The organism is Streptomyces sp. NPDC002076, assembly GCF_053593835.1.
The window spans coordinates 291,922-317,586 of record NZ_JBSFDI010000007.1 but is presented as its reverse complement, the minus strand read 5'-3'; the positions used below and the strand labels follow the sequence as shown (position 1 = coordinate 317,586).

General features: G+C 71.5%; 22 protein-coding genes. 6 read left to right on the top strand and 16 right to left on the bottom strand.

All coding sequences use genetic code 11. The features are described from left to right. The first annotated feature begins 51 nt into the window (after positions 1-51). Positions 52-411, top strand: coding sequence for a hypothetical protein (locus tag ACWCQS_RS18040; RefSeq protein ID WP_451005300.1), 360 nt, complete (start codon positions 52-54; stop codon positions 409-411). Positions 412-528: 117 nt separating this feature from the next. On the opposite strand, the gene ACWCQS_RS18035 is transcribed toward ACWCQS_RS18040, so the two are convergent. From ACWCQS_RS18035 to ACWCQS_RS18020, 4 genes are all read right to left on the bottom strand, one after another. Continuing rightward, a complete protein-coding gene (locus ACWCQS_RS18035) occupies positions 529-1,947 on the bottom strand; it encodes a sugar porter family MFS transporter (protein WP_451005299.1) in 1,419 nt (472 codons plus the stop codon). Positions 1,948-2,159: 212 nt separating this feature from the next. After that, positions 2,160-5,807, bottom strand: coding sequence for an AAA family ATPase (locus tag ACWCQS_RS18030; RefSeq protein WP_451005298.1), 3,648 nt, complete (start codon positions 5,805-5,807; stop codon positions 2,160-2,162). 243 nt (positions 5,808-6,050) lie between these two features. Beyond that, on the bottom strand, positions 6,051-6,254 hold the full coding sequence (locus ACWCQS_RS18025; RefSeq protein ID WP_023546484.1) for a hypothetical protein: 204 nt from the start codon (positions 6,252-6,254) through the stop codon (positions 6,051-6,053). 381 nt (positions 6,255-6,635) lie between these two features. Further along, entirely contained in the window at positions 6,636-6,917 is a 282-nt protein-coding gene (locus ACWCQS_RS18020; protein WP_450980388.1) for an acylphosphatase, read from the bottom strand. 576 nt (positions 6,918-7,493) lie between these two features. Between ACWCQS_RS18020 and ACWCQS_RS18015 the strand changes: the two genes are divergently transcribed. Continuing rightward, on the top strand, positions 7,494-8,576 hold the full coding sequence (locus tag ACWCQS_RS18015) for a CAP domain-containing protein (RefSeq protein WP_451005348.1): 1,083 nt from the start codon (positions 7,494-7,496) through the stop codon (positions 8,574-8,576). A 35-nt stretch (positions 8,577-8,611) separates the two neighbouring features. Here ACWCQS_RS18015 and ACWCQS_RS18010 read toward each other — a convergent pair whose 3' ends face one another. Both ACWCQS_RS18010 and ACWCQS_RS18005 read right to left on the bottom strand, forming a co-directional pair. Continuing rightward, positions 8,612-8,779, bottom strand: a complete 168-nt coding sequence (locus ACWCQS_RS18010) for a hypothetical protein (protein WP_451005297.1) — start codon at positions 8,777-8,779, stop codon at positions 8,612-8,614. 38 nt (positions 8,780-8,817) lie between these two features. Continuing rightward, the gene (locus ACWCQS_RS18005) at positions 8,818-9,225 is read right to left on the bottom strand and encodes an SseB family protein (protein ID WP_451005296.1); all 408 of its coding nucleotides are present in this window, start codon (positions 9,223-9,225) and stop codon (positions 8,818-8,820) included. A gap of 181 nt (positions 9,226-9,406) precedes the next feature. Between ACWCQS_RS18005 and ACWCQS_RS18000 the strand changes: the two genes are divergently transcribed. After that, positions 9,407-9,790, top strand: a complete 384-nt coding sequence (locus tag ACWCQS_RS18000; protein WP_451005295.1) for a hypothetical protein — start codon at positions 9,407-9,409, stop codon at positions 9,788-9,790. 4 nt (positions 9,791-9,794) lie between these two features. Here ACWCQS_RS18000 and ACWCQS_RS17995 read toward each other — a convergent pair whose 3' ends face one another. After that, positions 9,795-10,376, bottom strand: coding sequence for a flavodoxin family protein (locus ACWCQS_RS17995; protein ID WP_451005294.1), 582 nt, complete (start codon positions 10,374-10,376; stop codon positions 9,795-9,797). A 108-nt stretch (positions 10,377-10,484) separates the two neighbouring features. Here ACWCQS_RS17995 and ACWCQS_RS17990 point away from each other — a divergent pair, with 108 nt between their 5' ends. Continuing rightward, positions 10,485-10,886 carry a winged helix-turn-helix transcriptional regulator gene (locus ACWCQS_RS17990; RefSeq protein ID WP_451005293.1) on the top strand — a complete coding sequence of 134 codons (402 nt, stop codon included), beginning with the start codon at positions 10,485-10,487 and terminating at the stop codon, positions 10,884-10,886. Here ACWCQS_RS17990 and mutM read toward each other — a convergent pair. The 8 genes from mutM to recG all read right to left on the bottom strand — a co-directional run bounded on the left by mutM (position 10,859) and on the right by recG (position 18,251). Beyond that, on the bottom strand, positions 10,859-11,719 hold the full coding sequence (mutM, locus tag ACWCQS_RS17985) for a bifunctional DNA-formamidopyrimidine glycosylase/DNA-(apurinic or apyrimidinic site) lyase (RefSeq protein ID WP_451005292.1): 861 nt from the start codon (positions 11,717-11,719) through the stop codon (positions 10,859-10,861). The two genes, ACWCQS_RS17990 and mutM, sit on opposite strands and share 28 nt — an antisense overlap. Positions 11,720-11,802: 83 nt before the next feature. Continuing rightward, positions 11,803-12,711: a ribonuclease III gene (rnc, locus tag ACWCQS_RS17980; RefSeq protein WP_451005291.1), complete on the bottom strand. Its 909-nt coding sequence runs from the start codon at positions 12,709-12,711 to the stop codon at positions 11,803-11,805. Between the two features lie 7 nt (positions 12,712-12,718). Then, the gene (gene rpmF, locus ACWCQS_RS17975) at positions 12,719-12,892 is read right to left on the bottom strand and encodes a 50S ribosomal protein L32 (RefSeq protein WP_003951102.1); all 174 of its coding nucleotides are present in this window, start codon (positions 12,890-12,892) and stop codon (positions 12,719-12,721) included. Between the two features lie 2 nt (positions 12,893-12,894). Then, positions 12,895-13,539: a YceD family protein gene (locus ACWCQS_RS17970; protein WP_388628088.1), complete on the bottom strand. Its 645-nt coding sequence runs from the start codon at positions 13,537-13,539 to the stop codon at positions 12,895-12,897. A 158-nt stretch (positions 13,540-13,697) separates the two neighbouring features. Next, positions 13,698-14,762: an ATP synthase F0 subunit B gene (locus tag ACWCQS_RS17965; RefSeq protein ID WP_451005290.1), complete on the bottom strand. Its 1,065-nt coding sequence runs from the start codon at positions 14,760-14,762 to the stop codon at positions 13,698-13,700. 66 nt (positions 14,763-14,828) lie between these two features. After that, complete coding sequence (gene coaD / locus ACWCQS_RS17960) at positions 14,829-15,308, bottom strand: pantetheine-phosphate adenylyltransferase (protein WP_451005289.1); 480 nt, start codon at positions 15,306-15,308, stop codon at positions 14,829-14,831. Between the two features lie 26 nt (positions 15,309-15,334). Continuing rightward, entirely contained in the window at positions 15,335-15,922 is a 588-nt protein-coding gene (rsmD, locus tag ACWCQS_RS17955) for a 16S rRNA (guanine(966)-N(2))-methyltransferase RsmD (protein ID WP_451005288.1), read from the bottom strand. Positions 15,923-16,031: 109 nt separating this feature from the next. Continuing rightward, the gene (gene recG, locus ACWCQS_RS17950; RefSeq protein ID WP_451005287.1) at positions 16,032-18,251 is read right to left on the bottom strand and encodes an ATP-dependent DNA helicase RecG; all 2,220 of its coding nucleotides are present in this window, start codon (positions 18,249-18,251) and stop codon (positions 16,032-16,034) included. A 152-nt stretch (positions 18,252-18,403) separates the two neighbouring features. Between recG and ACWCQS_RS17945 the strand changes: the two genes are divergently transcribed. Next, positions 18,404-20,242: an HSP90 family protein gene (locus ACWCQS_RS17945; RefSeq protein ID WP_451005347.1), complete on the top strand. Its 1,839-nt coding sequence runs from the start codon at positions 18,404-18,406 to the stop codon at positions 20,240-20,242. Beyond that, positions 20,239-23,757, top strand: coding sequence for a hypothetical protein (locus tag ACWCQS_RS17940; protein ID WP_451005286.1), 3,519 nt, complete (start codon positions 20,239-20,241; stop codon positions 23,755-23,757). The genes ACWCQS_RS17945 and ACWCQS_RS17940 overlap by 4 nt, the downstream gene beginning before the upstream one ends. A gap of 7 nt (positions 23,758-23,764) precedes the next feature. Here ACWCQS_RS17940 and ACWCQS_RS17935 read toward each other — a convergent pair whose 3' ends face one another. Continuing rightward, positions 23,765-25,576 carry a DAK2 domain-containing protein gene (locus tag ACWCQS_RS17935; RefSeq protein ID WP_451005285.1) on the bottom strand — a complete coding sequence of 604 codons (1,812 nt, stop codon included), beginning with the start codon at positions 25,574-25,576 and terminating at the stop codon, positions 23,765-23,767. Positions 25,577-25,665 lie beyond the last annotated feature (89 nt).

Below are 25,665 nucleotides of genomic sequence, written 5' to 3'. Positions count from 1 at the left end.
TGCGGCGATATCGGGTGGTCCGGGCGGGTCCGGTGGTGCTCCACTGGGACCGTGAGTCTGAGTGTGGATGTGGTCGTCCGCGGGCCGAACGGCGAGTTCGACGTGCTCGAGGTGCCCGAGGGGTGCAATGACTCGGCCGGGTTCGAGTCCTGGCGGTGGAAGGTGTGGGGCTCGGAGGTGGTGCGCTCGCTGGGCGCCCGTTATCTTCCCCTGCTCGACGGCGACTGGATGGAGGTCCCGGCCGAGGAGCTTCCCCGGTTCCTGGAGGAGATCGCCCTGTTGCCCACCCACCTGGACATGATCTGCGCGACGCTCGGGGAGCATCCGTACGGCATCGAGAGCCGCTTGGACAACATCGAGGCGGCGACGCTACGGGCCCAGCGACTGGGCGCCCGCGTTCTCATCTGGTGACCGGCGCGTACGACACCGCCGCCCCCGGACCGGGCAGTGGCCGGGCCGGGGGCGGCGGAAGGTACGAGGAGAGGGGCAGCGGGGACTTGGCCCTTCTCCCCGAGTTCACGGGGCTGGTCAGCCCATCTCCTCCAGCGCCTTGCCCTTCGTCTCCTTGACGAACTTCAGGACGAACGGGATCGAGAGCGCGGCGAAGACCGTGTAGATGACGTAGGTGCCGGAGAGGTTCCAGTCGGCCAGCGACGGGAAGCTCGCGGTGATGGCCCAGTTGGCGATCCACTGTGCCGCGGCGGCCACGCCCAGGGCGGCGGCGCGGATCTTGTTCGGGAACATCTCGCCGAGCATGACCCAGACGACCACACCCCACGACAGGGCGAAGAAGAGGACGAACACGTGGGCGGCGATCAGGGCGACCCAGCCCTGGGTGCTCGGGAGCCTGCCGTCGACGAGGTGGTACGAGAACGCCCAGGCCTCCAGCGCCAGGCCGACGGCCATGCCGATCGAGCCGATGAGGGCGAGCGGCTTGCGGCCGACGCGGTCCACGAAGATCATCGCGATCACGGTGCCGATGATGTTGATGATCGACGTCGTGAAGGAGTAGAAGAACGAGTCCGTCGGGTCGACACCGACCGACTGCCACAGCGTCGAGGAGTAGTAGAACGCGACGTTGATGCCGACGAACTGCTGGAAGACCGACAGGCCGATACCGACCCAGACGATCGGCTTGAAGAAGAAGCCGCCGCCGAGCAGGTCCTTGAAGGTGGACTTGTGCTCGCTCGTCATGGCGTGCTCGATCTCGGCGACGCGGGCGTCCAGGTCGACGTCCTTGCCCTCGACCTCGGCGAGGATCTCCTTGGCGCGCTCACGCTTGCCGACGGAGAGCAGGAAGCGCGGGGACTCGGGGATCGCGAAGGAGAGCATGCCGTAGAGGACGGCCGGGACGACCATGACGCCGAGCATGACCTGCCAGGCCTCCAGGCCCATCAGGTGACCGCGCTGGTCGCCGCCGGCGGCGTTGAGCAGGCCCCAGTTGACCAGCTGGGAGATGGCGATGCCGACGACGATCGCGGCCTGCTGGAAGGAGCCGAGGCGGCCGCGGTAGGCGGGCGGGGCGACCTCGGCGATGTAGGCGGGGCCGATGACGGAGGCCATGCCGATGGCGAAGCCGCCGACGACGCGCCAGACGGCGAAGTCCCAGAGGGAGAAGGGCAGCGCGGAGCCGACGGCGCTCACGACGAAGAGAAGCGCGGCGATCTGCATGACCCGGATACGGCCGATCCGGTCGGCTATGCGGCCGGCGGTCGCGGCACCGACCGCGCAGCCGATCAGGGCGATCGCGATGACCTGGGCGAGGGCCGCGGAGCCGATGTCGTACTTGGTCCGGATGGCCTCGACCGCGCCGTTGATCACGGAGCTGTCGTAGCCGAAGAGGAAACCGCCCATGGCGGCAGCCGCCGCGATGAAGATGACGTGCCCGAGATGTTCGGGTTGGGCCGTCCTGGCTCCTGACTGAGGTGCCTGCGTTGTGCTGGTCACGTAAATCTCCTCGGGCCACGGCAACGCTGCCGGTGGGGGTAGAGCCCTTACAGGTGAGACCTGAAGGTAAAAACAACGTTGCAGAGACTATGCCTTCAAGTTTCGAAGTCAATAGTTCGGGAGCTGTGAGTTTTCCGATGTGTCCGAGGCCTCAGTGTTCATTTCTTGAACGCTGAGTGAGTGGATCTTGAGTGGCGGCGCTGACCGCGGCGCTACCGCAGGCGCTGGGAGATGACCTTGGAGACGCCGTCACCCTGCATCGACACGCCGTAGAGCGCGTCGGCGACCTCCATCGTGCGCTTCTGGTGCGTGATCACGATCAGCTGCGAGGTCTCCTGCAGCTCCTGCATGATCCGGATCAGCCGCTGGAGGTTGGTGTCGTCCAGCGCCGCCTCGACCTCGTCCATGACATAGAACGGGCTCGGCCGGGCCTTGAAGATCGACACCAGCAGCGCGACCGCGGTCAGCGAGCGCTCGCCGCCGGAGAGCAGGGAGAGCCGCTTGACCTTCTTGCCCGGCGGGCGCGCCTCGACGTCCACGCCGGTGGTCAGCATGTTGTCGGGGTCGGTCAGCACCAGGCGGCCGTCACCACCGGGGAACAGCCTGCTGAACACGCCCTCGAACTCGCGGGCGGTGTCCCGGTAGGCCTCGGTGAAGACCTGCTCGACGCGCTCGTCGACCTCCTTCACCACCTGCAGCAGGTCGGCACGGGTCTTCTTCAGGTCCTCCAGCTGCTCGCTGAGGAACTTGTGCCGCTCCTCCAGCGCCGCGAACTCCTCCAGCGCCAGCGGGTTGACCTTGCCGAGCTGCTGGTAGGCCCGCTCGGCGGCCTTGAGCCGGCGCTCCTGTTCGGCCCGGTGGAAGGGCTTGGGCTGGTTGCGCGGGTGCTCGGGGTCCTCGGGCAGCACCTCGCCGTCGGCGGGGGGCGAGGGCGGCACGAGCTGGTGCGGGCCGTACTCGGTCACCAGCCCCTCCGGCTCGACACCCAGCTCCTCCAGCGCCTTGGTCTCCAGCTGCTCTATGCGCAGCCGCTTCTCGGCGCCGAGCACCTCGCCGCGGTGCACCGAGTCGGTCAACTTGTCGAGTTCCGCCTTCAGTTCCCGACCGGCGGTGCGCGCGGCGGTCAGCTCCTGCTCGCGCCGCGCCTTGGCGGCCTCGGCGGCGGTGCGCTCCTGCTCGGCCCGGGCGAGGGACACCTCGATGTGCGCGAGCAGCTGCCGGGCGCCGGAGGCCACGGCCTCCGCCACGGCCGCCTCGTGCCGCAGCCGGGCGCGGCGCTGCTCGGCACGCGCGCGTGCCTCGCGTTCCGCGTGTGCGGCACGGTCGAGCGAGTCGGCCCGCCCGGCGAGCCCCTTCACCCGCTCCTCATGGGTACGGACCTGGAGCCGGGCCTCCATCTCGGTCTGCCGGGCGTTGGCGCCGTCGGCGGCGAGCCGGTCGCGTACGGAGGTGTCCGGCTCCTCCTCGACCGGCATCTCCTCGGCGACCGCCAGCCGCTCGGCCAGCTCCTCGGCCTCCTGTACGGCCTTCTCCAGCGCCTCCTGCGCGCGTGCGGCGGCCGCGGCCGACCGCTCGGCCTCGCCTGCGGCACCCCGCGCCTGTCCGGCGAGCCGGCCGAGCTGCTGGGCGACGGCCGACTTCTCCCGGTCCGCCGCCCGGCGCCGCTCAGCGAGCTCTTCCACGAGGGCGGCGGCCTCGGCACGCCGTTCAGCCGCCGTTCGCTGCTCCTGGGCCAGCGCCTCGCAGCGCACCGCCAGCTCGGCCAGCTCGGCCGCGGCCTGGTCCACGGAGGCCTGCACCTCCAGCAGGCTGGGTGCGCCGGCGGAGCCGCCGTGGGCGAAGTGGGCGCCGAGGAGGTCCCCTTCTGCGGTGACGGCGGTCAGCTCCGGGTGGGTGCCGATGACGTCCTCGGCGTCCTCCAGGGTGCCGACGACGACGATTCCTCGCAGGAGGCGGTGGACGGCGGGCATGAGGTCGGCGGGGCCGCGGACCAAGTCTGCGGCGAGGCGCCCACCCGGGGGTGCCACGGTCGGCGGTTCGGCGGCTGCGGCTTCGTCGTGGCCGGTCCCGCCCTGCGGCGGAGCCGCATGTCGATGCTGCCCCGTGCCCCCTTGGGGTGCGTCTCCTGAGGCCGGCTCCATGGGTCCCGCCAGCAGCAGTGCCGCCCGGCCGCCGTCCTGCTTGCGGAGCATTCGGATCGCGTCGGCCGCCGCCGCCGGGGTCGATACGGCGATCGCGTCCGCTGCCGCGCCGAAGGCCGCTGCCAGGGGGATCTCGTAGCCGGGGGTGACCGTGAGGAGTTCCGCCGCGGGGCCCAGGACTCCGGTGAGGCGGTCTCGGGCGCCGAGGAGTATGCCGGTGCCGTCCTTGCGGCGCAGGCCCAGGGCCAGCGCCTCGTGGCGGGCCTGGGTCGCGGCGCGGGTGCGTTCGGTGGTGGTGAGGGCCTCGCGGGCCGCGCTCAGGGCGGCTTCGGCCTCGGTGAGCTGCCGTTTGGCCGCCTCGTGCTGTTCGGCCAGGTCCGCGTCGTCGGCGTCGAGGCCGTCGACCTCGGCCTGCAGGGCCTCGTACTCCTCCTGGGCACGCATCGCGCGTTCCTGTGCCTCGTCGCGGGCCGTGGCCAGGCGGTCGATCTCGGCCTGGGCGGAGGCCGCGCGGGAGCGGGCCGCGTTGACCTGGCCGGACAGGCGGGCCAGGCCCTCGCGGCGGTCGGCGATGGCGCGGGCGACGTCCTTCAGCCGGCGTTCCTCGAAGGCCAGCTCCCGTTCCAGTTCGGCGCGGTGGGCGACCGTGTCGTCGAGGGCGTGCTGGGCCGCGTCCAGGGCCGCCTCCAGCTCGGCCTCCTGCTCACGGATCCGGGCGGCCTCGCGCTCCAGGTCCTCGGGGTCGCGGCCGCGCCGCTCGTCCGGGGGCGCGGACGTCGCGCTCTTCACGCGTGCGTCGGCCAGCGAGATCGTGCCGCGGACGCGTTCGGCCAGCTGGGACAGTTCGTACCAGGTCTGCTGGGCGCGCTGCAGGCGGGGCGTGAGCTGGCGTACCTCGTCCTCCAGGAGGCCCTCGCGGTGCAGGGCCTTCTTCAGGTCCTGCTCGGCGGCCTCCTTGCGTTCCTTCAGGGCCGCCTCGTCCGCGATCTCGGCCTTCAGCGCCTCGCGGAGGCGTACGAGGTCGTCGGCCAGCAGGCGCAGGCGGGCGTCGCGCAGGTCCGCCTGGATGACGGCGGCCCGGCGGGCGACCGCCGCCTGGCGGCCCAGGGGCTTGAGCTGGCGGCGAAGTTCGTCGGTCAGGTCCTGCACGCGCGCGAGGTTGGCCTGCATCGCGTCCAGCTTGCGCAGCGCCTTCTCCTTGCGCTTGCGGTGCTTGAGGACGCCGGCCGCCTCCTCGATGAAGGCGCGGCGGCCCATCGGGTCGGCGTGCAGGACGGAGTCGAGCTGACCCTGGCCGACGATGACGTGCATCTCGCGGCCGATGCCCGAGTCGGACAGGAGTTCCTGGATGTCCAGGAGGCGGCAGGTGTCGCCGTTGATCTGGTACTCGCTGCCGCCGTTGCGGAACATGATCCGCGTGATGGTGACCTCGGCGTACTCGATGGGCAGCGCGCCGTCGGAGTTGTCGATGGTCAGGGACACCTCGGCGCGGCCCAGCGGCGGGCGGCCGGTGGTGCCGGCGAAGATGACGTCCTCCATCTTGCCGCCGCGCAGCGACTTGGCGCCCTGTTCGCCCATGACCCAGCTGAGCGCGTCCACGACATTGGACTTGCCCGAGCCGTTCGGGCCGACGACACACGTGATCCCCGGCTCGAACCGGAGCGTGGTCGCCGAGGCGAACGACTTGAACCCGCGGAGGGTCAGGGCCTTGAGGTGCACGCCGCTGGACTCTACCGGGCGCCGCTATCTCACTCCACGAACACTCGCAACCCCACGGTTTCACCATTGAACATGCAGGGCACACCGTACGTTAAAGACAGTGAAAGGATGCGCGGGGCAAGAAAGAAGGGACGCCGAAGCGTCCCTTGCAACTCTGACGGCCGGGTTGCGGTCGTCCGATCAACTGAGCGGTTGATACGGCAGCCCGATCGCTGCGACTGCTGTCGTGGAGCGATGCAGTGATCAGGTGAGCGCAGGCTCCGCCTGGTGTGCGTCGATGCTCTCCATGATCCTGTCCTGAGAGGCGGCAGCCGTCAGCGCGTCGTTCTCCGCCTGGATCCTTACGAGCTCGGACTCCAGGTCCTGGACACGCTGCTGCAGCCGTCGCATCTCGGCGAGGAGTCGAGGGTCGGAGCCGCCGACGTAACCGAGAAGCGCCTTTGCCATGATGGATGGTCCTCCACAATGAGTGACCGACCGATGCGGTGTGGGTCGTGAGGGATTGCACCCGCGGTGCTTGGCACATCCGGGTGTTGCTCTGCTGTTGCTCCATGCCAAACAGCTAAGGTGCGCGGGGCTTTCAGCGTCTCACCAAAAAGTTTGACGGTCAACACGATCACGCCCTGTATTGGCGGGCAAACCGGGGCGCGCGGCCGGAAAAGCGGCGGCGCAGCGAGTCATCCGGGGCCCTCAGGGCGTGGCGATCAGCGTTTGCTGCGGAGCCTGCCATGCCGGGCCGTTCTTGGCAACCACCAGGTCGTTTCTGCTGGGCGCATGTGCCCCCGGCAGCTCCCTGTGCGCCTGCCTGCGCGCCTTTACAGAACCGGTTCAGCGGATGGCGAAGCCGTCGTAGCCGCCGCGGGGTGTGTCCCAGATCTCGGTGACTCCGTCCACGTGTCCGGGCGTGTCGTCGCCCTGGAGCCAGTCCAGCAACCCCTCGCAGCCCTCGCGCGACCCCTCCGCGACGACCTGGACCCGACCGTCGGCCAAATTGAGAGCAAAACCACTCAGGCCCCCGATCTCCAGCGCCTTGGCACGCGTGAACCAGCGGAAACCCACACCTTGCACGCGTCCACGCACCCAGGCGATCAGTCGCACATCCTCGCTCATGCATGCAACCTAACCGGCCGATGTCGCTCGGTTCACATCCGCCGCCGACGGCATGCGGTACCGTCCCGCCCGATGCATCTCATATGAAACTCACTCGATCGAATGAGTTTGGTTGGCCATGAGGAGTCACTCGCCGCGCAGGCGCCGGTCGACCGCGAGGACGAGGAAGAGGGCAGGGACATGGGACGCCACCGTCGCTCCGCCGCCGGCCGCGCCGCCACGGGCCGGGCCACGGACGTCACCCACACCCGGCACTCCCGCACCGGGACCGGCGCCCCGCAGGACTCGATCACCGGTGAGCCGTGGCAGGACTCGTATGCGGGTGAGACCTGGCTGGACTCGTACGCAGGTGAAACCTGGCTGGACTCGTACACGGATGGCGCCCGGCAGGAGTCGTACACGGGGATCGTCCGGCAGGACTCGTACACAAGTGAGGCCTGGCTGGACTCGTACGCAGGTGGCGCCCGGCAGGACTCGTACATAGCTGAGATCGTCCGGCACGACCCGTACACAGGTGAGATCGTCCGGCACGACCCGTACCCGGGTGAGATCCTCCGCCGCGAGCGCCCGGGGCGGATCCTGCGTCGCGAGCAGACGGACATCGGCCGGCGCGCAGAGGCCCCCCGGGGCATCGCGCCGTATCTCAACCCGGAGGCCTACACCCCGGCGACCGGTCTGCGGCCGCTGGACTATGCCGACGCGACCGCCAGGGCGCATGCCTATCTGTTCGCGGCGCAGGGCGGCGGTCCGGGCGGCTTCGGGGACGGTGGCTTCACGCCGGCCGGCGGCCCCTCCTCCCGCCACCGGCGCCGGAAGAAGGCCGCGAGGCCGGTGCGCTCGGGTCTGCTCGGGGTGTCCGCGGCCGTGGCTCTCGGTACGGCCGCGGTGGCCACCGGCGTGGTGCCGGGGCTGCAGAACTACCGGCTCGGCGGCGCCACGCACACCACCGGCGGCGAGCGCATACAGGCGGCGGACACACCGAGCAACACGGCCGCCGAGCAGGGCGGTACCTCGGGCAGCGCCGCCGACTCCGAGGGCGGCGCCGGCCCGAACTCCGGGGGCTCGGCGTCCACGAGCCCGTCCGCCTCCGCCGCCACGTCGAACCCGGCGACGGCGTCCGCCTCGCCCGCGCCCACCCCGTCACAGACGGCGACCGGGAAGCCGACGCCGCGGGCGACGCCGGCCGGCAAGCCGAAGAGCACCCCGTCGCGTACCGCGTCCAAGGCGCCGAAGACGCCCAAGGCACCGAAGACGAGTGCCCCACCGGTGGCAGTGTCCACGGCGGACGCCGCCGAGGCGGAGGTGCTGAAGCTCGTCAACCAGGAGCGGGCGAAGGTCGGGTGCAGCCCGCTGGCGGCGCAGTCCTCACTGACGAAGCTGGCCGAGTCCTTCAGCGACGACATGGCGGCGCGGGACTTCTTCGACCACACCGACCCGGACGGCAAGACGCCGTGGGACCGGGCCGCGGCGGCGGGGATCACCGACCTCGGCGGCGAGAACATAGCCCGCGGTCAGGCCGACGCGGCGGCCGTCATGGAGGCCTGGATGAACAGCCCCGGCCACCGCGCCAACATCCTGAACTGCGACTTCAGGACCCTGGGCGTCGGCGTCCACTTCGGCTCGGGCGGGCCTTGGTGGACACAGGACTTCGGGTACTGAGAATCCCGCAGGTCATACGCGATCTTCCGAGGAAGTCAGTGGGAGCCCTTGGTCCGTTCTTTCGCGCCCCGCATCTTGCCCCGTGCTTCGAGAGCGGCGCCTTTTGCTGCGAGGGTTTCTTTGTGCACCGCGTGGGCCGCCTTCCGCACGGCCTTTCCGACGACCTGTTCGGCCTTTGCCTTGGCCCGTTCTCCGGCACTCATCTCGGTACCTCCGCGGAGTCTCACTGGTTGCGTGACGGTCACACGAGGCAGCGGCCGAGCAGCCACCGCGCGTTGTGCGCGGACAGTGTCAGCTCGTCTTCGTCCCCGGCGTCGATCACCAGCACCACCTCATCGCTCGGCCAGCGAGAGGCCAGGTCCCGCAGGGTGACCGGCCTGTAGCAGGGCACCTGGGGAAAGGCCCTGAGCAGCCGTTCCTCCGAGGTGAAGACCATGACCGCGGGGGCGTCGTCGACGCTTTCGATCACCGGCAGCACAAGCCGCACAAGTTCACTGCGGTCACGCGTGTATCGGATCCCGCCGATCGCAGGAATCAGCACGTCACAGCCGGCCAGCGCTTCCAGCGCCCGTGGGTCCACCTCGGTGGACAGGTCTTGCAGAGCCTTCCGCGCCACCAACTCGAAGACCTCTGCCGGGATCTCAGTCATAGCGCCGCACCCTTTTTGCATAGAACCGCCCCCGGGATTACGGTCGTATACCCGCGATCGGACCGATCATGCGGTGAGTCCGCGCACGAGCGCCGTCCTGGGGCCGTCTCGGGGCCGTCAAAGGGCACACAACGACGACCAACGCTGACCACCACCGACAGCCAAGTCGCAGGTCGCAGCGTTGATCGACTACACGGCCGCAGGTCAGAGACCCGGCCCTTCACTTCTTCGGGTACTGAGAATCCCGCAGGTCAAGGTGGGCGAGTTGAGCAGGCGCAACGCCACGCAGGAACGGTGGTTCAAGCGGAACGCCGAGGCGATGAGCCGATGGTCTGAGCGTTTGATATGTCTCGGCGCCTATGTCATCGGCATCCACCGCGTATACCAACACGCCTTCGTCCACGCCTCACTCTGGTTCGCCGCCGGCGTTGGCTGCACATCGATGTACATCGCTGACGCACGACAAGCGAGGCGCAAGGCCGAGCGAGCACGACAGCAGCAGCTGCACAGGCTCGCCGAACTGTTCCGCGAGGTCACCGCCCGGAAGACCCTGAACCGTCGCTGAGCCCTCAGGCCGCGCGCCCCCGCGTGAACACCCGCGCCGCCTCGGCGACGCGGCGCCCGAGGTGCTCGGCCGTGGCGATGTCGGACTTGTGCACGGCGTCCGGGCCCTCGTCCACGTTGGTCTGGGCCGCCGCGCCCGTGAAGACACCGAGGCGGTTGAGGTCGTGCTCGGAGCCCGCGCTGTTGTTCCAGCCGGGGTGCAGGCCGAGGTTGATCCAGTTCATCCCGTGCTGCGCGGCGAGGATCTGGAAGAACTGCAGGGTGTGCAGCTTGTCGCCGCTCTTGGAACCGGAGTTGGTGAAGCCGGCGGCCAGCTTGTCCTTCCAGTCCTGGCCGAACCAGCGCTTGGAGGTGGCCTCGGCGAAGACGTGGAAGGCGCCGGAGGCGGTGCCCATGTAGGTGGGCGAGCCGAAGACGATCGCGTCGGAGCGGTCCAGCGTCTCCCACTGCTGGTCGGTGATCTCGTCCACCTTGATCAGGTGCACCTCGGCGCCCGCCTCGGCGGCACCGGCGCGGACGGCCTCCGCGAGGACGGCGGTGTGGCCGTAGCCGGAGTGGTAGGCGATGGAAACGACAGGGGTGGTCACGATGCGTTCTCCTGGGATGGGCAGGTCACTGGCACTGGTGAAAGGAAAGCACTAACTGATGGTTAGTGCAAGCTCCCAGTTAGCGCTGTGTTCGAGTACGCTTGGGGGATGGACACCACGCAGGAGCGCACCGAGGCGCAGGACCTCCCGTACAACGTGTTCGCCAAGGCCTGCCCCTCGCGCGGCACGCTGGAGCACGTCACGGGACGCTGGGGCGCGCTCACGCTCGGCGCGCTGTATGAGGGCTCGCTGCGCTTCAACGAACTGCGCCGTCGCGTGGACGGGGTGAGCGAGAAGATGCTGTCCCAGACGCTGCACGCGCTGGAGCGCGACGGCCTGGTGCACCGCGAGGCGCAGCCGACCAACCCGCCGCGCGTGGACTACGAACTGACCGCCCTGGGCCGTCAGGTGGCCGGGCGACTGCTGGCGCTCATCCACTGCGTGGAGGACGCCATGGACGACGTCCTCGCGGCACGCGCGCGTTACGACGGCACGCGCGGCGCCCTCTGACACTTCGGGCAGAAGTAACTGGAGCGGTTCATCCAGGGACGGCGGCGGATCGGGGTGCCGCACCGCTTGCAGGGTTCGCCCTCACGGCCGTACGCGTCCAGGGACCGGTCGAAGTAGCCGGACTCGCCGTTGACGTTGACGTACAGGCTGTCGAAGCTGGTGCCGCCGACGGCGAGGGCGGCGTTCATCACGTCCCGGATGTGGCCGAGGAGTTCGGTGGTGACCGGACGGGTGAAGTTCGCCGTCGGGCGCTCGTAGTGGATGCGGGCGCGCCACAGCGCCTCATCCGCGTAGATGTTGCCCACCCCGCTGATCAGCGACTGGTCCAGCAGGGCCCGCTTGATGGTGGTCCGCTTGCGGCGCAGCGCCAGGTGGAAGGCCTCGTCGTCGAACAGCTCGTCGAGAGGGTCGCGGGCGATGTGCGCGATGACGTCGGGCAAGCCGTCGGGGGTGTTGTCGTGCAACGACAGCCCGCCGAAGGTGCGTTGGTCGACGAACCGGAGTTCCGTGCCGAGGGAGTCGGCGAACCGGATCCGGATGCGCAGGTGCTTCTCGTCCGGCGCCTCGTGCGGCTGCACCAGCAGCTGACCGCTCATGCCGAGGTGGGCGAGGACGGACTGGTTGGTCTCCTCCAGCGGCAGCCACAGGTACTTGCCGCGGCGGCTGGGCGTGCCGATGTGGTGGCCCTTGAGCCGGTGCGTGAAGTCGTCGGGCCCCGCCAGGTGCCGGCGTACGGCGCGCGGGTGCAGCACCTCGGTCTCGGCGACGGTGCGGTGGGCGACCCAGCGCGCGAGACCGCGCCGGACGACCTCGACCTCGGGCAACTCGGGCATCGGGACCCCCGTACAGAGCGGTGGACGAGCGGAGCGCCCGCCCCGTCGGCAACGGCGGGGCGGGCGCTCGGTACTGCTGTGGGTCAGGCGGGAGCGGACGACGGGTCGCCGTCCTTGGCGGCGGCTTCCTCGGCAGCCGGATCGCCGTGCTTGGCGACGGCCTCCTTGGCCGCCTTGACCGCCTCGGCGTCCGCGGCGGCCGCTTCCCTGGCCGCCTTGGCGCGCTCGTCCGCGGCGGCCTTGATGGCCCGCCAGGCGGACTCGGCGGCCTGCTGCTCCGCCTCCTTCTTGCTGCGGCCGGTGCCGGTGCCGTACGAGACGCCTCCGACGCGGGCGGCAGCAGTGAAGGTCTTCTCGTGGTCGGGGCCGGTCTCCGTGACCAGGTACTCGGGCACGCCGAGTCCTTCGGTCGCGGTCAGCTCCTGGAGGGAGGTCTTCCAGTCCAGGCCGGCACCGAGGTTCGAGGACTTCTCGATCAGCGGGTCGAAGAGCCGGTGCACCAGCTCGGACGCCGAGTCGAGGCCCTGATCGAGATAGACCGCACCGATCACCGCTTCCAGGGTGTCGGCGAGGATGGACGCCTTGTCCCGGCCGCCCGTGCCCTCTTCACCCCGGCCGAGCCGGATGAAGGAGCCCAGGTCGAGGCCACGACCGACCTCCGCCAGCGCACGCGAGTTGACCACCGCGGCCCGCAACTTGGCCAGCTGGCCTTCGGGCAGGTCGGGGTGGGTGCGGTACAGCGTGTCCGTGACGACGAGGCCGAGGACGGAGTCACCGAGGAACTCCAGCCGCTCGTTCGTCGGCAGACCGCCGTTCTCGTACGCGTAGGAACGGTGGGTCAGCGCGCGCACCAGAAGGGCGGACTCGACCTGGTAGCCGAGCCGCCCTTCCAGAAGCGTGTGGGACGAGGCCTGATTGTCCGCCTTCTTCTTGGCGGGTGCGTCCGCCTTGGCGTCTTCCGCCTTCTTGGGACTGGACACAGTGCCTCTCACCAGCCGCTCAGACTTCGAGGACCTGGCGCTTGTTGTAGGTGCCGCAAGACGGGCACGCGATGTGCTGCTGCTTGGGCTCGTGGCAGCGCTCGCACGCAACCAGGGTGGGGACCGCAGCCTTCCACTGCGACCGGCGGTGGCGCGTGTTGCTGCGCGACATCTTCCGCTTCGGAACAGCCACGGCTACTTCTCCTGCTTCTCGTCGACGCCCGCTTCGGCGCCGCTCATCTCGTCCTTCTCGCCGTCTTCGAGTGAACCGGCGAGTCCCTGCAATGCCGCCCAACGGATGTCGACGGCGTCGTGGTGGTGGTCCGGGTCGTCCGCGAGCCGCGCTCCGCACTCGGAGCACAGGCCCGGGCAGTCTTCCTGGCACACCGGCTGCATCGGCAGTGCGAGCACCACCGCATCGCGCAGCAGAGGTTCGAGGTCGAACAGTCCGTCCTCGAGGAAGTACCTGTCCTCGTCGTCCTCGGCGTCGTCGCCCGGTTCCGCGATCACACGGCCCCGGTCGTCGGCGTCAGGGTACGAGAACAGTTCCTGGAAGTCCGCTTCGAGCTCCAGCCCGACCGGCTCCAGACACCTTACGCACTCCCCCTCGGCCTGTGCACGGGCGGTGCCTGTGACGAGCACCCCTTCCATGACCGACTCAAGGCGGAGTTCGAGCTCCACCGGGGCGCCTTCCGGCACTCCGATGACCCCCTGGATGCCGAGATCGGCGGGAGCGTCGATCGTGCGGGTCAGGCGCTGCAGCGCGCCAGGACGCCGACCCAGCTCGTGCGTGTCGAACACGAGGGGGTTGCGGTGGTCGAGGCGGGCGTTGGAGGCCATTCCTGCTTTCGATCTTCGAGCTCGGAGGGCCGCCGCCCGTCGATGTCGAGGGCAGCGGTGATCGCGGACGTACACGCGACCGAAGAGCCAGGATACTGGACCTTTCGCTCTCGGCCCAATCCGGTGGTGGCGGGCGGTCGCGCGGCGGTGTTCCGCGCCTACAGTCCCCGGCCCTGCTCGTACGCCCTCAGCTGCTCCGCGCTGATCATGCTCGTGTCGAAGAGGCTGGTCTCGTCGAGGGCGTAGCCCTGCTGGGGCTGCTGTTGCTGGTGGGCCTGCTGGGGGTCGTAGGCGCCCTGCTGCTGGTCGTAGCCCTGATAGGCATACGGGTCGGCCTGCTGGTAGCCGTAAGGGTCCTGCTGGCCGTAGGCGGGCTGCTGCGGGAAGCCGCCGTAGGGGTCGGGCTGCTGCTGCTCGTACGACGCGTACGCGGGCTGCGGGTCGTACGACGGCTGCTGCTGCGGCTGCTGCTGGCGGTCCGGGCGCTCGGCCGGGGTGTCCTGCTCGGCGAGGGCGGCGAGGTCGGCGAGGTAGTCGGCGTCGCTGGAGTGCTGGAAGGTCGTGGTGTCGTCGGCGAGGGCGCCGAGGTCGTCCGTGGCGATCCGGCCGTGCAGCTTCTGCCGGCCGCGGCCGACGGCCTCCAGGGTCTTGGCGAGCACCGCCTCGAAGGCACCCAGCTTGGCGTCGACGTACTGGTCGGCGTTGTGGCGCAGGGTCTCCGGGTCGTGGCTGCGCTCGGGGGCGTCCTCGTCCTCGTAGCCGTTCTCGTCCAGGCCGGGCCCGGTGCCGAGGAGCTTCTCGCGGCCCCGGCCCACCGAGCCGAGGGTCTTGGTGAGGACGACCTCGAAGTTGGCGAGCTTGGAGTCGACGTAGTCGTCGGCCTCGGCGCGGATCTCCTCGGCCTCCTTGCGGGCCTCGGCGAGGATCCGATCGGCCTCGGCCTGGGAGCGGCGGGCGATCTCGGTGTCGGAGATCAGCGAGCCGCGCTCGGCGTGCGCGTTGGAGATGATCAGCTCGGCTTCCTGACGGGCCTGCTCGACCATCTGGTCACGGTCGCCGATCAGCTCCTGAGCCTGTGCGAGGGAGCCGGGCAGGGCCTGGCGCACCTCTTCCAGCATCGCGAGCAGGTCGGCGCGGTTGATCACGCAGGACGCCGACATGGGCATGGACCGGGCGCCGGAGACCGTGGAGACGATCTCGTCGAGCTTCTTCTGCACGTCCACCTGTGCTCGCCACTCTCTACAGCCGGGATGGAGACGGACGGGACGACTGTAGTCCCATCGGTCCCATCAAACCTTGCGCAGGCGCTTGTTCAGGGCGTCCAGCACCGGGGCGGGCACCAGGTGGGAGACGTCGCCGCCCCAGGCCGCGACCTCCTTGACCAGGGAGGAGGAGAGGAAGCTGTAGGTGGGGTTGGTGGGCACGAACAGCGTTTCCACGCCGGTGAGGCCGATGTTCATCTGGGCCATCTGCAGCTCGTAGTCGAAGTCGCTGACGGCACGCAGGCCCTTGACGATGGCGGGGATGTCGCGCTGCTTGCAGAAGTCGACGAGCAGGCCGTGGAAGGCTTCGACCCGGACGTTGGCGTAGTCGGCGGTGACCTCGCGGATCAGCTCGATTCGCTCCTCGATCTCGAACAGGCCCTTCTTGGACTTGTTGATCATCACCGCGACGTAGACCTCGTCGTACAGACGGGAGGCTCGGGCAATGATGTCGAGGTGTCCGTTGGTGATCGGGTCGAACGACCCGGGACAGACGGCGCGGCGCACTTGTGATCCCTCGCTCTCCGGTCCGGTCATCGTGCGTCTTCGCACGTAGAGGCGGCGCGACCGTACCAAAACGTTCCCTCGCCGTAGCGACGGGACCTGATCGCCTCGAAGCCGTCCGGCCACTGGAATGGGCCACCTCTGGTGCTGCGCTCCACGGTGACGAGCGCTTGCTCAGCGAGCCAGCCTTCCGAGTGGAGTGTGAGCAGAATCTCTCGAAGATCGTGATCTGTGACAACGTACGGGGGGTCGAGGAAGACGAGGTCGTACGGCTCGGCGGGGGGTGCGGTTCTGATGACTTGTTCCGCTTTGCCCGCTCGCACTTCGGCGCCGGGGAGGCCGAGGTTCTTCGCGTTCTCCCGGACGATCCTGGCTGCGCGGGCGTCCGCTTCCACGAGGAGCGTGTGGCTCGCGCCGCGGGAGAGGGCCTCCAGACCCACGGCGCCTGAGCCGGCGTAGAGGTCGAGGACTCGTTCACCGTCCAGGGGGCCGCCGAGGAGGGACTGCCAGGTGGAGAAGAGGCCCTCGCGTGCGCGGTCGGAGGTGGGCCGGGTTCCGGTGCCAGGGGGTACCGAGAGGCGCCGTCCGCCGGCCCGGCCGGCGATCACGCGGGTCATGTGGGGTCCTTCTTCGTGGGCGGCTTTACGGTTCATTGTGGCTGCTTGCGCCCGCGCGGCGGTAGCCGCATACGGAGCACGGCCCCGCGCCCCTTGAGGTAGGTCCACCTCAGCCCTTCTCCAAGTACTGCTCCCTCTCCTCGTCCAGCAGGGCGTCCAGAGCCGTGCGCAGGCCCGGAAGGCGCTCCAGCTCCGGATCCGTCGTCACCAGGGCCGTCGCCTCCTGCCTCGCCTCCGCGATGACCTCCTCGTCCTCGATGACCGCGAGGACGCGCAAGGAGGAGCGGGCGCCGGACTGGGCCTGGCCGAGGACGTCGCCCTCGCGGCGCTGTTCGAGGTCGATGCGGGAGAGCTCGAAGCCGTCGAGGGTGGCGGCGACGGCGTTCAGCCGCTGGCGGGCCGCGCTGGCCTCGGGCATCTCGGTGACCAGGAGGCACAGGCCGGGGGCGGAGCCCCGGCCGACGCGGCCGCGGAGCTGGTGGAGCTGGGAGACGCCGAAGCGGTCGGCGTCCATGATGACCATCACCGTGGCGTTGGGGACGTTCACCCCGACCTCGATGACCGTGGTGGCGACCAGGACGTCCGTCTCGCCGGCCGCGAAGCGGCGCATCACCGCGTCCTTGTCGTCCGGGTGCATACGGCCGTGGAGGACCTCCACCTTCAGGCCCTGGAGGGGGCCGCGGCCAAGCTGGTCGGCGACGTCCAGGACCGCGAGCGGCGGGCGCTTCTCCGCCTCGTCCTCGGGGGACTTCTTCTTGCCGGCCTTCTTGGGGTCGTCCTCCTCGTCGCCGATGCGGGGGCAGACGACGTACGCCTGGTGACCGTTCGCCACCTCCTCGCGGACCCGCTCCCAGGCGCGGGAGAGGAAGTGGGGCTTGTCGGCGGCCGGGACCACATGGCTGGCGATCGGGGAGCGGCCGGCGGGGAGCTGGTCGAGGACGGAAGTCTCCAGGTCGCCGAAGACCGTCATGGCGACCGTGCGCGGGATCGGGGTGGCCGTCATCACCAGCAGGTGCGGGGGCTGCTTGCCCTTGCCGCGCAGGGCGTCGCGCTGCTCGACGCCGAAGCGGTGCTGCTCGTCCACCACGACCAGGCCGAGGTCGTGGAACTGGACCTTGTCCTCGATCAGGGCGTGCGTGCCGATGACGATGCCGGCCTCGCCGGTGACCAGGTCGAGCAGGGCCTGGCGGCGGGCGGCGGCGCCCATGGAGCCGGTGAGCAGGACGACCTTGGTGGCGTGCTCGGTGCCGCCCAGCATGCCTCCCTCGGCCAGCTCGCCCATCATCTCGGTGACCGAACGGTGGTGCTGCTGGGCGAGCACCTCGGTGGGCGCGAGCATGGCCGCCTGACCGCCCGCGTCGACCACGGCGAGCATGGCGCGCAGGGCCACCAGCGTCTTTCCCGAGCCGACCTCTCCTTGCAGCAGCCGGTGCATCGGGTGTTCCGTGGCGAGGTCGTCGAAGATCTCCTTGGAGACCTTCTGCTGGCCCTCGGTCAGGGTGAAGGGCAGGCGGTCGTCGAAGGCCGTGAGGAGGCCGTCGGGCCTGGGAGTGCGCGGGACGGCGGGGAGCTGGGTGTCCGCGTAGCGGCGGCGGGCCAGGGCGACCTGGAGGACGAAGGCCTCGTCCCACTTCAGGCGGGCGCGGGCGTCGGCGATGTCGGCCTTGGTGTGCGGGCGGTGGATCTTGAGCAGGGCCTCGGGGAGCGGGACCAGGCCACGGCCCTCGCGGAGGGAGGGGGGAAGCGGGTCCAGCGCTTCCTGCGCGGTGGGCAGCACCGTCTGAACCGCCTTGCCGATCTTCCAGGACTCCAGTTTGGCGGTGGCCGGGTAGATGGGGATCAGGGCGCCGGCCCAGCTCTCCACGGTCTCCTCGCTGTCGCCGCGCAGCAACTCGTATGCCGGGTGGGCGAGTTGGAGGCGGCGGTTGAAGACCGAGACCTTGCCGGCGAACATCGCGCGTGTGCCCGGCAGCAGCTCCTTGTGGGGCTTGTGGACGCCGTTGCCGAAGAAGACCAGCTGGAGCCGGCCGCTGCCGTCGGTGATCGTGACCTCCAGGCGCTGACCCTTGCCGCGGGGGGCCTTGGCGGAGGCGAAGGTGTGCAGGCGGGCGTCGGCGACCTGGGCGACCACCGTGACGTGCTCGTCCATGGGCAGCTCGGCGAGTTGGGTGAGCTGGCCGCGCTCCTCGTATCTGCGCGGGTAGTGGTGGAGGAGGTCGCCGACGGTGTGCAGGCCGAGGTGCTCGGCCATCACCTTCGCGGTGGCGGGGCCGAGCACCGACTTCAGTGGCTGCTTCAGTGGTTCTTGCAGTGCGGGCACGAGATCCATTGCACACCACGGCACTGACAATGCCGCGAAACCCCTGGTCAGCTGGACTGTTCCGGCCCTAGGATGGCGCGCTCCGGCCATCCTTCGCGGTCACCGCCCCGCCGGGACCGCCCGACCCCGCGCCGCACGCACTCCCCTCCGGCGCAGTGACGATGGACTCCCAGACCTCACAGTCAGCCCAGGCATCCCAGTCACCTCACCCTCCTCACATGTTCCAGGTCGACCTGCGCGGTCTGGTGGACCTGCTCTCCCATCACCTCTATTCCAGCCCCAAGGTCTATCTGCGCGAGCTGCTGCAGAACGCCGTCGACGCCATCACGGCACGGCGGGGCGAAGAGCCCGGCGCCCCGGCCCAGGTGCGGCTGCACGCCGACGGCGGCGGCCTGCGCGTGGAGGACAGCGGGATCGGGCTCACCGAGGCGGACGTGCACGATCTGCTCGCCACCATCGGGCGCAGCTCCAAACGGGCCGAGGGCCTGCAGGAGGCCCGTTCGGACTTCCTCGGCCAGTTCGGCATCGGCCTGCTCGCGTGCTTCGTGGTCGCCGAGCGGATCCGGGTGGTCAGTCGCAGCGCCCGTACGCCCGGCGCACCACCGGTGGAGTGGACGGCGCGCGACGACGGCTCGTACACCGTGCGGACCCTGCCCGACTCCGCGCGGCCCGAGCCCGGTACGACCGTCCACCTGACCGCGCGGCCCGGGGCGGCCGAGTGGCTGGCGCCGGAGCGGGTGCTGGCCCTGGCCCGCGACTTCGGCGCGCTGCTGCCGTACGACGTCCGGGTGGGCGAGGAGCCGGTGACGGAGCTGCCCGCGCCCTGGGACCGGCCGTATCCGAGCCCTGCGAGCAGAAGGGTGGCGCTGGCCCGGCACTGTCACGAGCTGTTCGGGTTCACCCCGCTGGACTCGATCGACCTGGACGTGCCGCTGGCCGGGATCCGCGGGGTGGCGTACGTACTGCCGGCGGCCGTGAGCCCCGCCCAGCGGGCGACCCACCGGGTGCATCTGAAGGGCATGCTGCTGACCGAGCGGGCCGAACAGCTGCTGCCCGACTGGGCGTTCTTCGTGCGCTGTGTGCTGGACACCGACAGTCTGCGGCCGACGGCCTCGCGGGAGTCGCTGTACGAGGACGAGACGCTGGCCGCGGTGCGGGAGGCGCTCGGGGAGAGGATTCGCTCGTGGCTCACGGGGCTTGCCGCCGGTGATCCGGAGCGGCTGACGGCCTTCCTCGCCGTGCATCACCTGGGGGTGAAGTCGCTCGCCCGGCACGACCGGGACATGCTGCGCACGATGCTGCCCTGGCTGCCGTTCGAGACGACCGACGGGCAGCTGTCGCTGGAGGAGTTCGCCCAGCGGCACCCGGTGGTGCACTTCACGCGGACCGTCGAGGAGTACCGGCAGGTCGCGCCGATCGCCTCCGCGCAGGGCGTCGGCGTGGTCAACGGCGGCTACACGTACGACGGCGACCTGGTCGAGGCGCTGCCGTCGGTGCGGCCGGGGACGGTGGTCGCCGAGCTGGACGCGGACACCGTGACCGCGCACCTGGACGCGGTCGACCCGGGCGAGGAGCTGGCCCTGTCCGGCTTCCTGGCGGCGGCGCGGGCGAAGCTGGACCCGTTGGGCTGTGACGTCGTCCTGCGGGCCTTCCATCCGCTGTCCGTGCCCGCGCTGCATCTGGACGACCGTTCCGCGCGGCACGAGCAGGCCCGCGCGGCGGCCGAGGAGCAGGCCGACGACCTGTGGGCGGGCATCCTCGGCTCGCTGCGCGGCAGCGCACCACGCGCGCGTCTGGTGCTCAACCATCTCAACCCGCTGGTGCGGCGCATCGGTTCGCTGAAGGACCCGGAACTGATCGGCACCGCCACGGAGTCGCTGTACGGGCAGGCCCTGCTGATGGCGCAGCGCCCGCTCCGGCCGACCGACTCGGCGCTGCTGAACCGGGCGTTCATCGGCCTGCTGGAGTGGGCGACCCATGGGGAGGGCGACGGGCGATGAGCGAGATCGCGGACTTCGACGCGCTGCGCCGGGCGATGGCGGAGAACTCCGAGCAGCCGGAGGGCCCGGCCCGCAACGCGCGCGCGGAGCGGCTGCTGGCCGAGGCGGAGGGCCTCGGCATCCCGCTGGCCGTCATCGAGGCGCTCGGGCACCAGCTGAAGGTCTACAACTACAGCTCCGAGAAGGACAAGATGTTCGTCCCGTTCGCGCGGCTGCTGCGCATGTGGGACGAACGGCCCGAGGACTTCGACGCGTACGAGGCGCACTCGCTGCACTGGGTCTTCAAGTGGATGTCGGCGGGCATGCTGGACCAGCCGCACGTCCCGCTCGCCTCGATCGAGAAGTGGCTCGCCGAGATGGAGCACCGCTACCGGCTCGCCGGGCACTCCGAACGTGCCGTGCGCGGCGCGGAGTTCAGTGTGGCGGCGCACATCGGGGACCTGGCGCGCGCGGAGCGGGCGTACGCCGCGTGGCTCGCCGCGGACCGGGACACGATGGCCGACTGCCACGCGTGCGAGCTGCACGGGCAGGGCGAGTGGCAGGTCCAGCGCGGCAGGGACGCTCAGGCCCTGGAGCTGTGGCGTCCGGTGCTGGAAGGCGAGTTCGCCTGCGCGCACGAACCGCACACCGTGCTGGCCTCCTCGCTGGCCCCGCTGCTGCGCCTGGGGCGCGTCGACGAGGCCCGCGCGAACCATCTGCGGGGCTTTCGTCTGGTGCGCCCGATGGAGTCGATGCGCGCCGCGTACGCCGACCATGTGGAGTTCTGCGCACTGACCGGCAACGAGGCACGCGCTCTGGAGCTGCTCGCCGAGCGGCCGGCGTACTTCACCGACACGGGGCATCCGCGCAGCCGGCTGGACTTCCTGGCCGTGGTGACGCTGGTGATGGACCGGCTGACCGAGCTGGGCCTCGGCGGACAGCGGGTGCCGGGTCCGGCCGGGCGGACCTGGACGGCACAGGAACTCGCCGCCCACGCGCGCGTGGAGACGCTGGAGCTGGCCGAGCGGTTCGACCGGCGCAACGGCACGTCGAACATCGGCGACCGGGCACGCGCGCGTATGGCTCAGCGGCCGCTGGTGGAGCGCCTGCCGCTGGGCGTGCGCACGGTGCGCACGGCGCCGGCGCCGGTCGCCGCGCCCCCACCCACGCAGGTGCACGGCGAGCCCGACCTGGCGGCCCTGCTCGCCGAGGCACGCCGGCTGTCGGAGACCCTGCAGCCGCACGCCCTGGAGGCCTGGGCCGCGGTCCGGCGGGCCGCGCACGGGACGGAGCTGGAGCCGCGCGACCGCGCGGAGCTGGCCGAGCACGAGGCGATGGCCCGCGGCCCCGAGGGCATCGAGCTGTTCGAGCAGGCGGCGGCCCTGTACGCCGAGGCGGGCGACCCCGGCGAGGCCCTGGCGGCACGCGCGCGTGGAGCGTACGTCCGCGCCCTGACCGGCGACGCACAGGCGGCCCTGGACGTGGTCACCGGTCTGTACGACGAGGCCCTCGCCCTCTACGCCGAGGAGGCCACCGGCATACGGCAGACGGCGTCGGTCCTGATGAGCCGGGCGCGGATCCTCATGCGACGGGTACACGAGGGTGCGCCGGTCCTGGAGGCCCCGGTACCGGGCGGCCCCGCGCCCGAGGGCGCGTCGACCGACAGACGCGTCCCCGACACGTCGGCCTCGGACCAGCCTGGGCCCGAATTCCCGGGACCGGACGGGCCGGACACGGACGGTCTCGCGCCCTGGGACGCAATGCCCGAGGTGCCCGTCCCCGACACGTCAGCCTCCGACCAGCCGGGGACCAGACTCCCGGGACCGGACGGCTCGGACGCCAACGGCCCCGCGCCCCGGGACGCAATGCCCGAGGTGCCCGTCCCCGACACGTCAGCCTCCGACCAGCCGGAGACCAGACTCCCGGGACCGGACGGCTCGGACGCCAACGGCCCCGCGCCCCGGGACGCAATGCCCGAGGTGCCCGTCCCCGACACGTCAGCCTCCGACCAGCCGGAGACCAGACTCCCGGGACCGGACGGCTCGGACGCCAACGGCCCCGCGCCCTGGGACGCGTTGCCGGAGGCACCGGTCCCCGACGCGTCGGCTTCCGACGAGCCCAAGACCGAGGGTCTGGTGCCGGACGGGGTGATCCCCCGGCAATCGGAGCCCGGAGGGGCCGCCTTCGGTGGGACGGTGGCTGGGCGGGCAGGGGATGTGATCGCGCAGGTCGAGCGGGCCGTGCGTGAGGTGCTGGCGCTCGTCGAGGGGCGGACCGGGGATGATGTGCGGCTGGCCGCCCGGGCCGCTGAGGCGCGGGGCATGCTCGCCGAGCTGGCCGGGGTGCGCGGGGACGGCGGGCGGGCCGCGGAGTTGTTCCGGCGGGCGGCCGACGCGTATGTGAGCGCCGGGCTGCCGTGGTTCGCCGTGGAGTACGAGGTACAGGTCGCCGCGCTGGCCCATCAGGCCGGTGAGCCGGGCGCGGCGGAGCGGGCGCTCCGGGCCGCCCTGGAGCACGGCGGGCCGTACCTGGAGCCGGTCGGCCGGGCCCAGCTGCATCTGCAGCTCGCCGAGGTCGTCGGCGCCCGGAGTGAGGTCGTCGAGGCCACCGAACATGCGCTGGAGGCCGCGCACTGGGCCGATGAGGCGGGCGAGAGCGGCACGCTGGGCGCCTGGGCGCGGCAGCAGCTGGGCGGGTTCCTGCTGCGGCGGGGACGGTGCGCCGAGGCCGCCGAGGTGCTGGAGTCGGCGCTGGCCGACCTGTCCGCCGAGACGCACGGGGACGGGGCCGTCGTACAGGCGCAGTGGTGGCTCGGCGACTGCCTGGGCGAGCTGGGGGATCACCGGGCGGCGGCGGAACACCGGCTGCGGGCCGCCGAGACCGCCCGGCACTGGCCCGAGCAGCAGGACCACGCCACGCTCGCCCACCTCGCCGCCGAGTCGCTGAGCAAGGCCGGCCTGCTGGACGAGGCCGACCAGGCCTACGCGCGAGCGGGCGAGCTGTGGCGGGCACTGGGCAACCCGGCCTTCCTCGTCCGCTCACTGCGCGCCCGCGGCTGGCTGGCGCTGCGCGGGAAGGGCGGCGCGGAGGGCGCGCGGGAGCTGATGGCGGAGGCGGTGCGCACGTGCGAGCGGGCGCGTCGGGCCGCGGCCGACCCGGTGTCCATGGAACAGCTCACCGACGAACTCGCCCATACCCACCGGCAGTTCGGCGAACTGCTGGCCCGCTCGGCGACCGAGGCAGCGGAGCGGGCCGAGGAAGCCGAAGACGGCGCGATCCAGGCCGTGTTCGAGGCGGCGCTGATCCAGCTGGACCGCGCGGCCGACCTGTTCACCACGCTCGGCCCGGACGCGCTGCACGACCGTACCGGTGCCCAACTCGCCGCCGGGCGGCTGACGGCGGACCTCGGCCGGCCCGCCGAGGCGGCGGCACGCGCGCGTGCCGTGCTCGCGGCCTACCAGGGCGCCGACGACGGGGACGAGACCGCCCGGGCGCGCCGGGCGGAGGCCGCCCGGATGCTGGAGCAGCAGTCGTGAACCCGGCTCACTCCACGCCGATGAGCAGCAGGGCCCCCTGCCGGCCGCCCTGGTACACGACCGTGTCCACGGCGAGGTAGGACTCCCGTACGCGGGCCTCCAACTGCTCGGCGACGGTCTCGGGGGCTCCGTCGCCGACGACGAGGGTGACCAGTTCGCCGCCGGCCTGGAGCATGCGGTCGAGGACGGTCCGGGCGGTGGCGATGACGTCGGGGCCGATCACCGCCACGTCGCCGTCGATCAGCCCGAGCACGTCCCCGGCCTGGCAGATGCCGGCCGTCGTCCAGGACTGGCGTTCGGCGACGACGACCTCGGCGTACCGGGTGGCGCCCGCCGCCGCGGTCATCTGGACCACGTCCTCGTCGAACCGGCGCCCCGGCTCGTGCACGGCGAGCGCGGCGATGCCCTGGACCGCCGAGCGGGTCGGGATCAGGGCCACCCGGATGCCCTCGGTGCGGGCCTGCTCGGCGGCCGCGGCGGCCGTGTGGCGCAGCTCGGCGTCGTTGGGCAGCAGGACGACCTCGCGCGCGTGGGCCCGCCGCAGCGCCTGCACCAGCTCCCCGCTGGCGAGCGGTTCCCCGGGGCGCGCGAGGACGGTCGTGGCGCCCGCCTCGGTGTACAGCCCGGCCAGGCCCTCGCCCGGCACGACGGCGACGACGGCACGCTGGGCACGCTCGCGTGGCGGCCGCTCGCCGCCGGTGTGCACGTCCCCCAGCCCGAAGTGGGTGATCCTGATCCGGTACGGCCGCCCGGCCTCGACGCCCGCCTCCACGGCGGCGCCCGCGTCGTCGACGTGCACATGGACGTTCCACAGTCCGTCGCCGCCGACCACGACCAGGGAGTCGCCGAGCGCGTCGAGGCGTTCCCTCAGCCGGGCCACGGCCGTGTCGCCGGCCTCCAGGAGATAGATCACCTCGTAGGCGGGCCCGCCCGTCTCGCCCTCGGCGCACAGGCCGGTGTCGGGCACGGCCACGCGGGCGTGCGCTCCCGCAGCGGCACGGGCGCCCGCGCGCGCGTGCGGATCGGCATCCGCACGGGCGCCCGCAGCACCGCAGACCCCGTCCACGCGCGCGTGCCCGCCGGAAACGGCGTCCGGTGCCTCCGCGGTGTCCCGTACCGCGGCGAGGCTCTCCCGCGCGGCCGGCACCTCCCGTACCGCCTCCCCCGTGAACGCCTCCACCAGCGCCCCCAGCACCGCCACGAGCCCGCGTCCGCCCGCGTCGACCACCCCGGCCCGGCCGAGCACGGGCAGCTGGCGCGGAGTGGCCGCAAGGGCCGTACGCGCACCCTCGTAGGCCGCCCGCGCGACCGTGCCGCAGTCACCGTCGGCCTCCTCGGCGGCCTCAGCGGCCTCGGCTGCGGCCGAGGCGACGGTCAGCACCGTGCCCTCGACGGGGTGGGCCACGGCCTGCCGGGCGGAGTCGGCGGCCCGCCGCAACGCCAGCCGCAGCCCCGCGCCGTCGACGTGTGCCGCCTCACCGCCCTGGGCCAGCACCTGCGCCATGCCGCGCAGCAGCTGCGCCAGGATCGTCCCGGAGTTGCCCCGGGCCCCGATGAGCGCCCCGTGGGCCATGGCGTGCACGGCGTCCGCCAGAGAGGGCTCATCAGTACCCGTCTCGTACCCGGCGAACACCGCCTCCACGGCGGTGGCCGCCGATTCCAGAGTGAGGTAGAGATTGGTTCCGGTGTCGCCGTCGGCCACCGGATAGACGTTGATCGCGTCGATCTCCTCGCGCGCGCGCCCGAGCGCTCCGAGCGCCAGACCGCACCAGGTGCGCACCGCGAGAGCATCGAGGAATGTCTGCGGCACCTGCGCCACCTGCGCCTCCCTGAACTGGCTGGACGTGGGACGCAGCGTAGACCCCGAAGCGGTGTCCACCGGAACAGGGCCGGGAGCGGGGTCCTGAT

Excerpts from the sequence above, each read along its gene's own strand:
- ACWCQS_RS18025 (WP_023546484.1), bottom strand. The coding sequence starts at position 6,254 with ATGGCAAAGGCGCTTCTCGGTTACGTCGGCGGCTCCGACCCTCGACTC.
- ACWCQS_RS18020 (WP_450980388.1), bottom strand. The coding sequence starts at position 6,917 with ATGAGCGAGGATGTGCGACTGATCGCCTGGGTGCGTGGACGCGTGCAA.
- ACWCQS_RS18010 (WP_451005297.1), bottom strand. The coding sequence starts at position 8,779 with ATGAGTGCCGGAGAACGGGCCAAGGCAAAGGCCGAACAGGTCGTCGGA.
- ACWCQS_RS18005 (WP_451005296.1), bottom strand. The coding sequence starts at position 9,225 with ATGACTGAGATCCCGGCAGAGGTCTTCGAGTTGGTGGCGCGGAAGGCT.
- ACWCQS_RS17990 (WP_451005293.1), top strand. The coding sequence starts at position 10,485 with ATGGACACCACGCAGGAGCGCACCGAGGCGCAGGACCTCCCGTACAAC.
- mutM (WP_451005292.1), bottom strand. The coding sequence starts at position 11,719 with ATGCCCGAGTTGCCCGAGGTCGAGGTCGTCCGGCGCGGTCTCGCGCGC.
- ACWCQS_RS17970 (WP_388628088.1), bottom strand. The coding sequence starts at position 13,539 with ATGGCCTCCAACGCCCGCCTCGACCACCGCAACCCCCTCGTGTTCGAC.
- rsmD (WP_451005288.1), bottom strand. The coding sequence starts at position 15,922 with ATGACCCGCGTGATCGCCGGCCGGGCCGGCGGACGGCGCCTCTCGGTA.
- recG (WP_451005287.1), bottom strand. The coding sequence starts at position 18,251 with ATGGATCTCGTGCCCGCACTGCAAGAACCACTGAAGCAGCCACTGAAG.
- ACWCQS_RS17945 (WP_451005347.1), top strand. The coding sequence starts at position 18,404 with ATGGACTCCCAGACCTCACAGTCAGCCCAGGCATCCCAGTCACCTCAC.
- ACWCQS_RS17940 (WP_451005286.1), top strand. The coding sequence starts at position 20,239 with ATGAGCGAGATCGCGGACTTCGACGCGCTGCGCCGGGCGATGGCGGAG.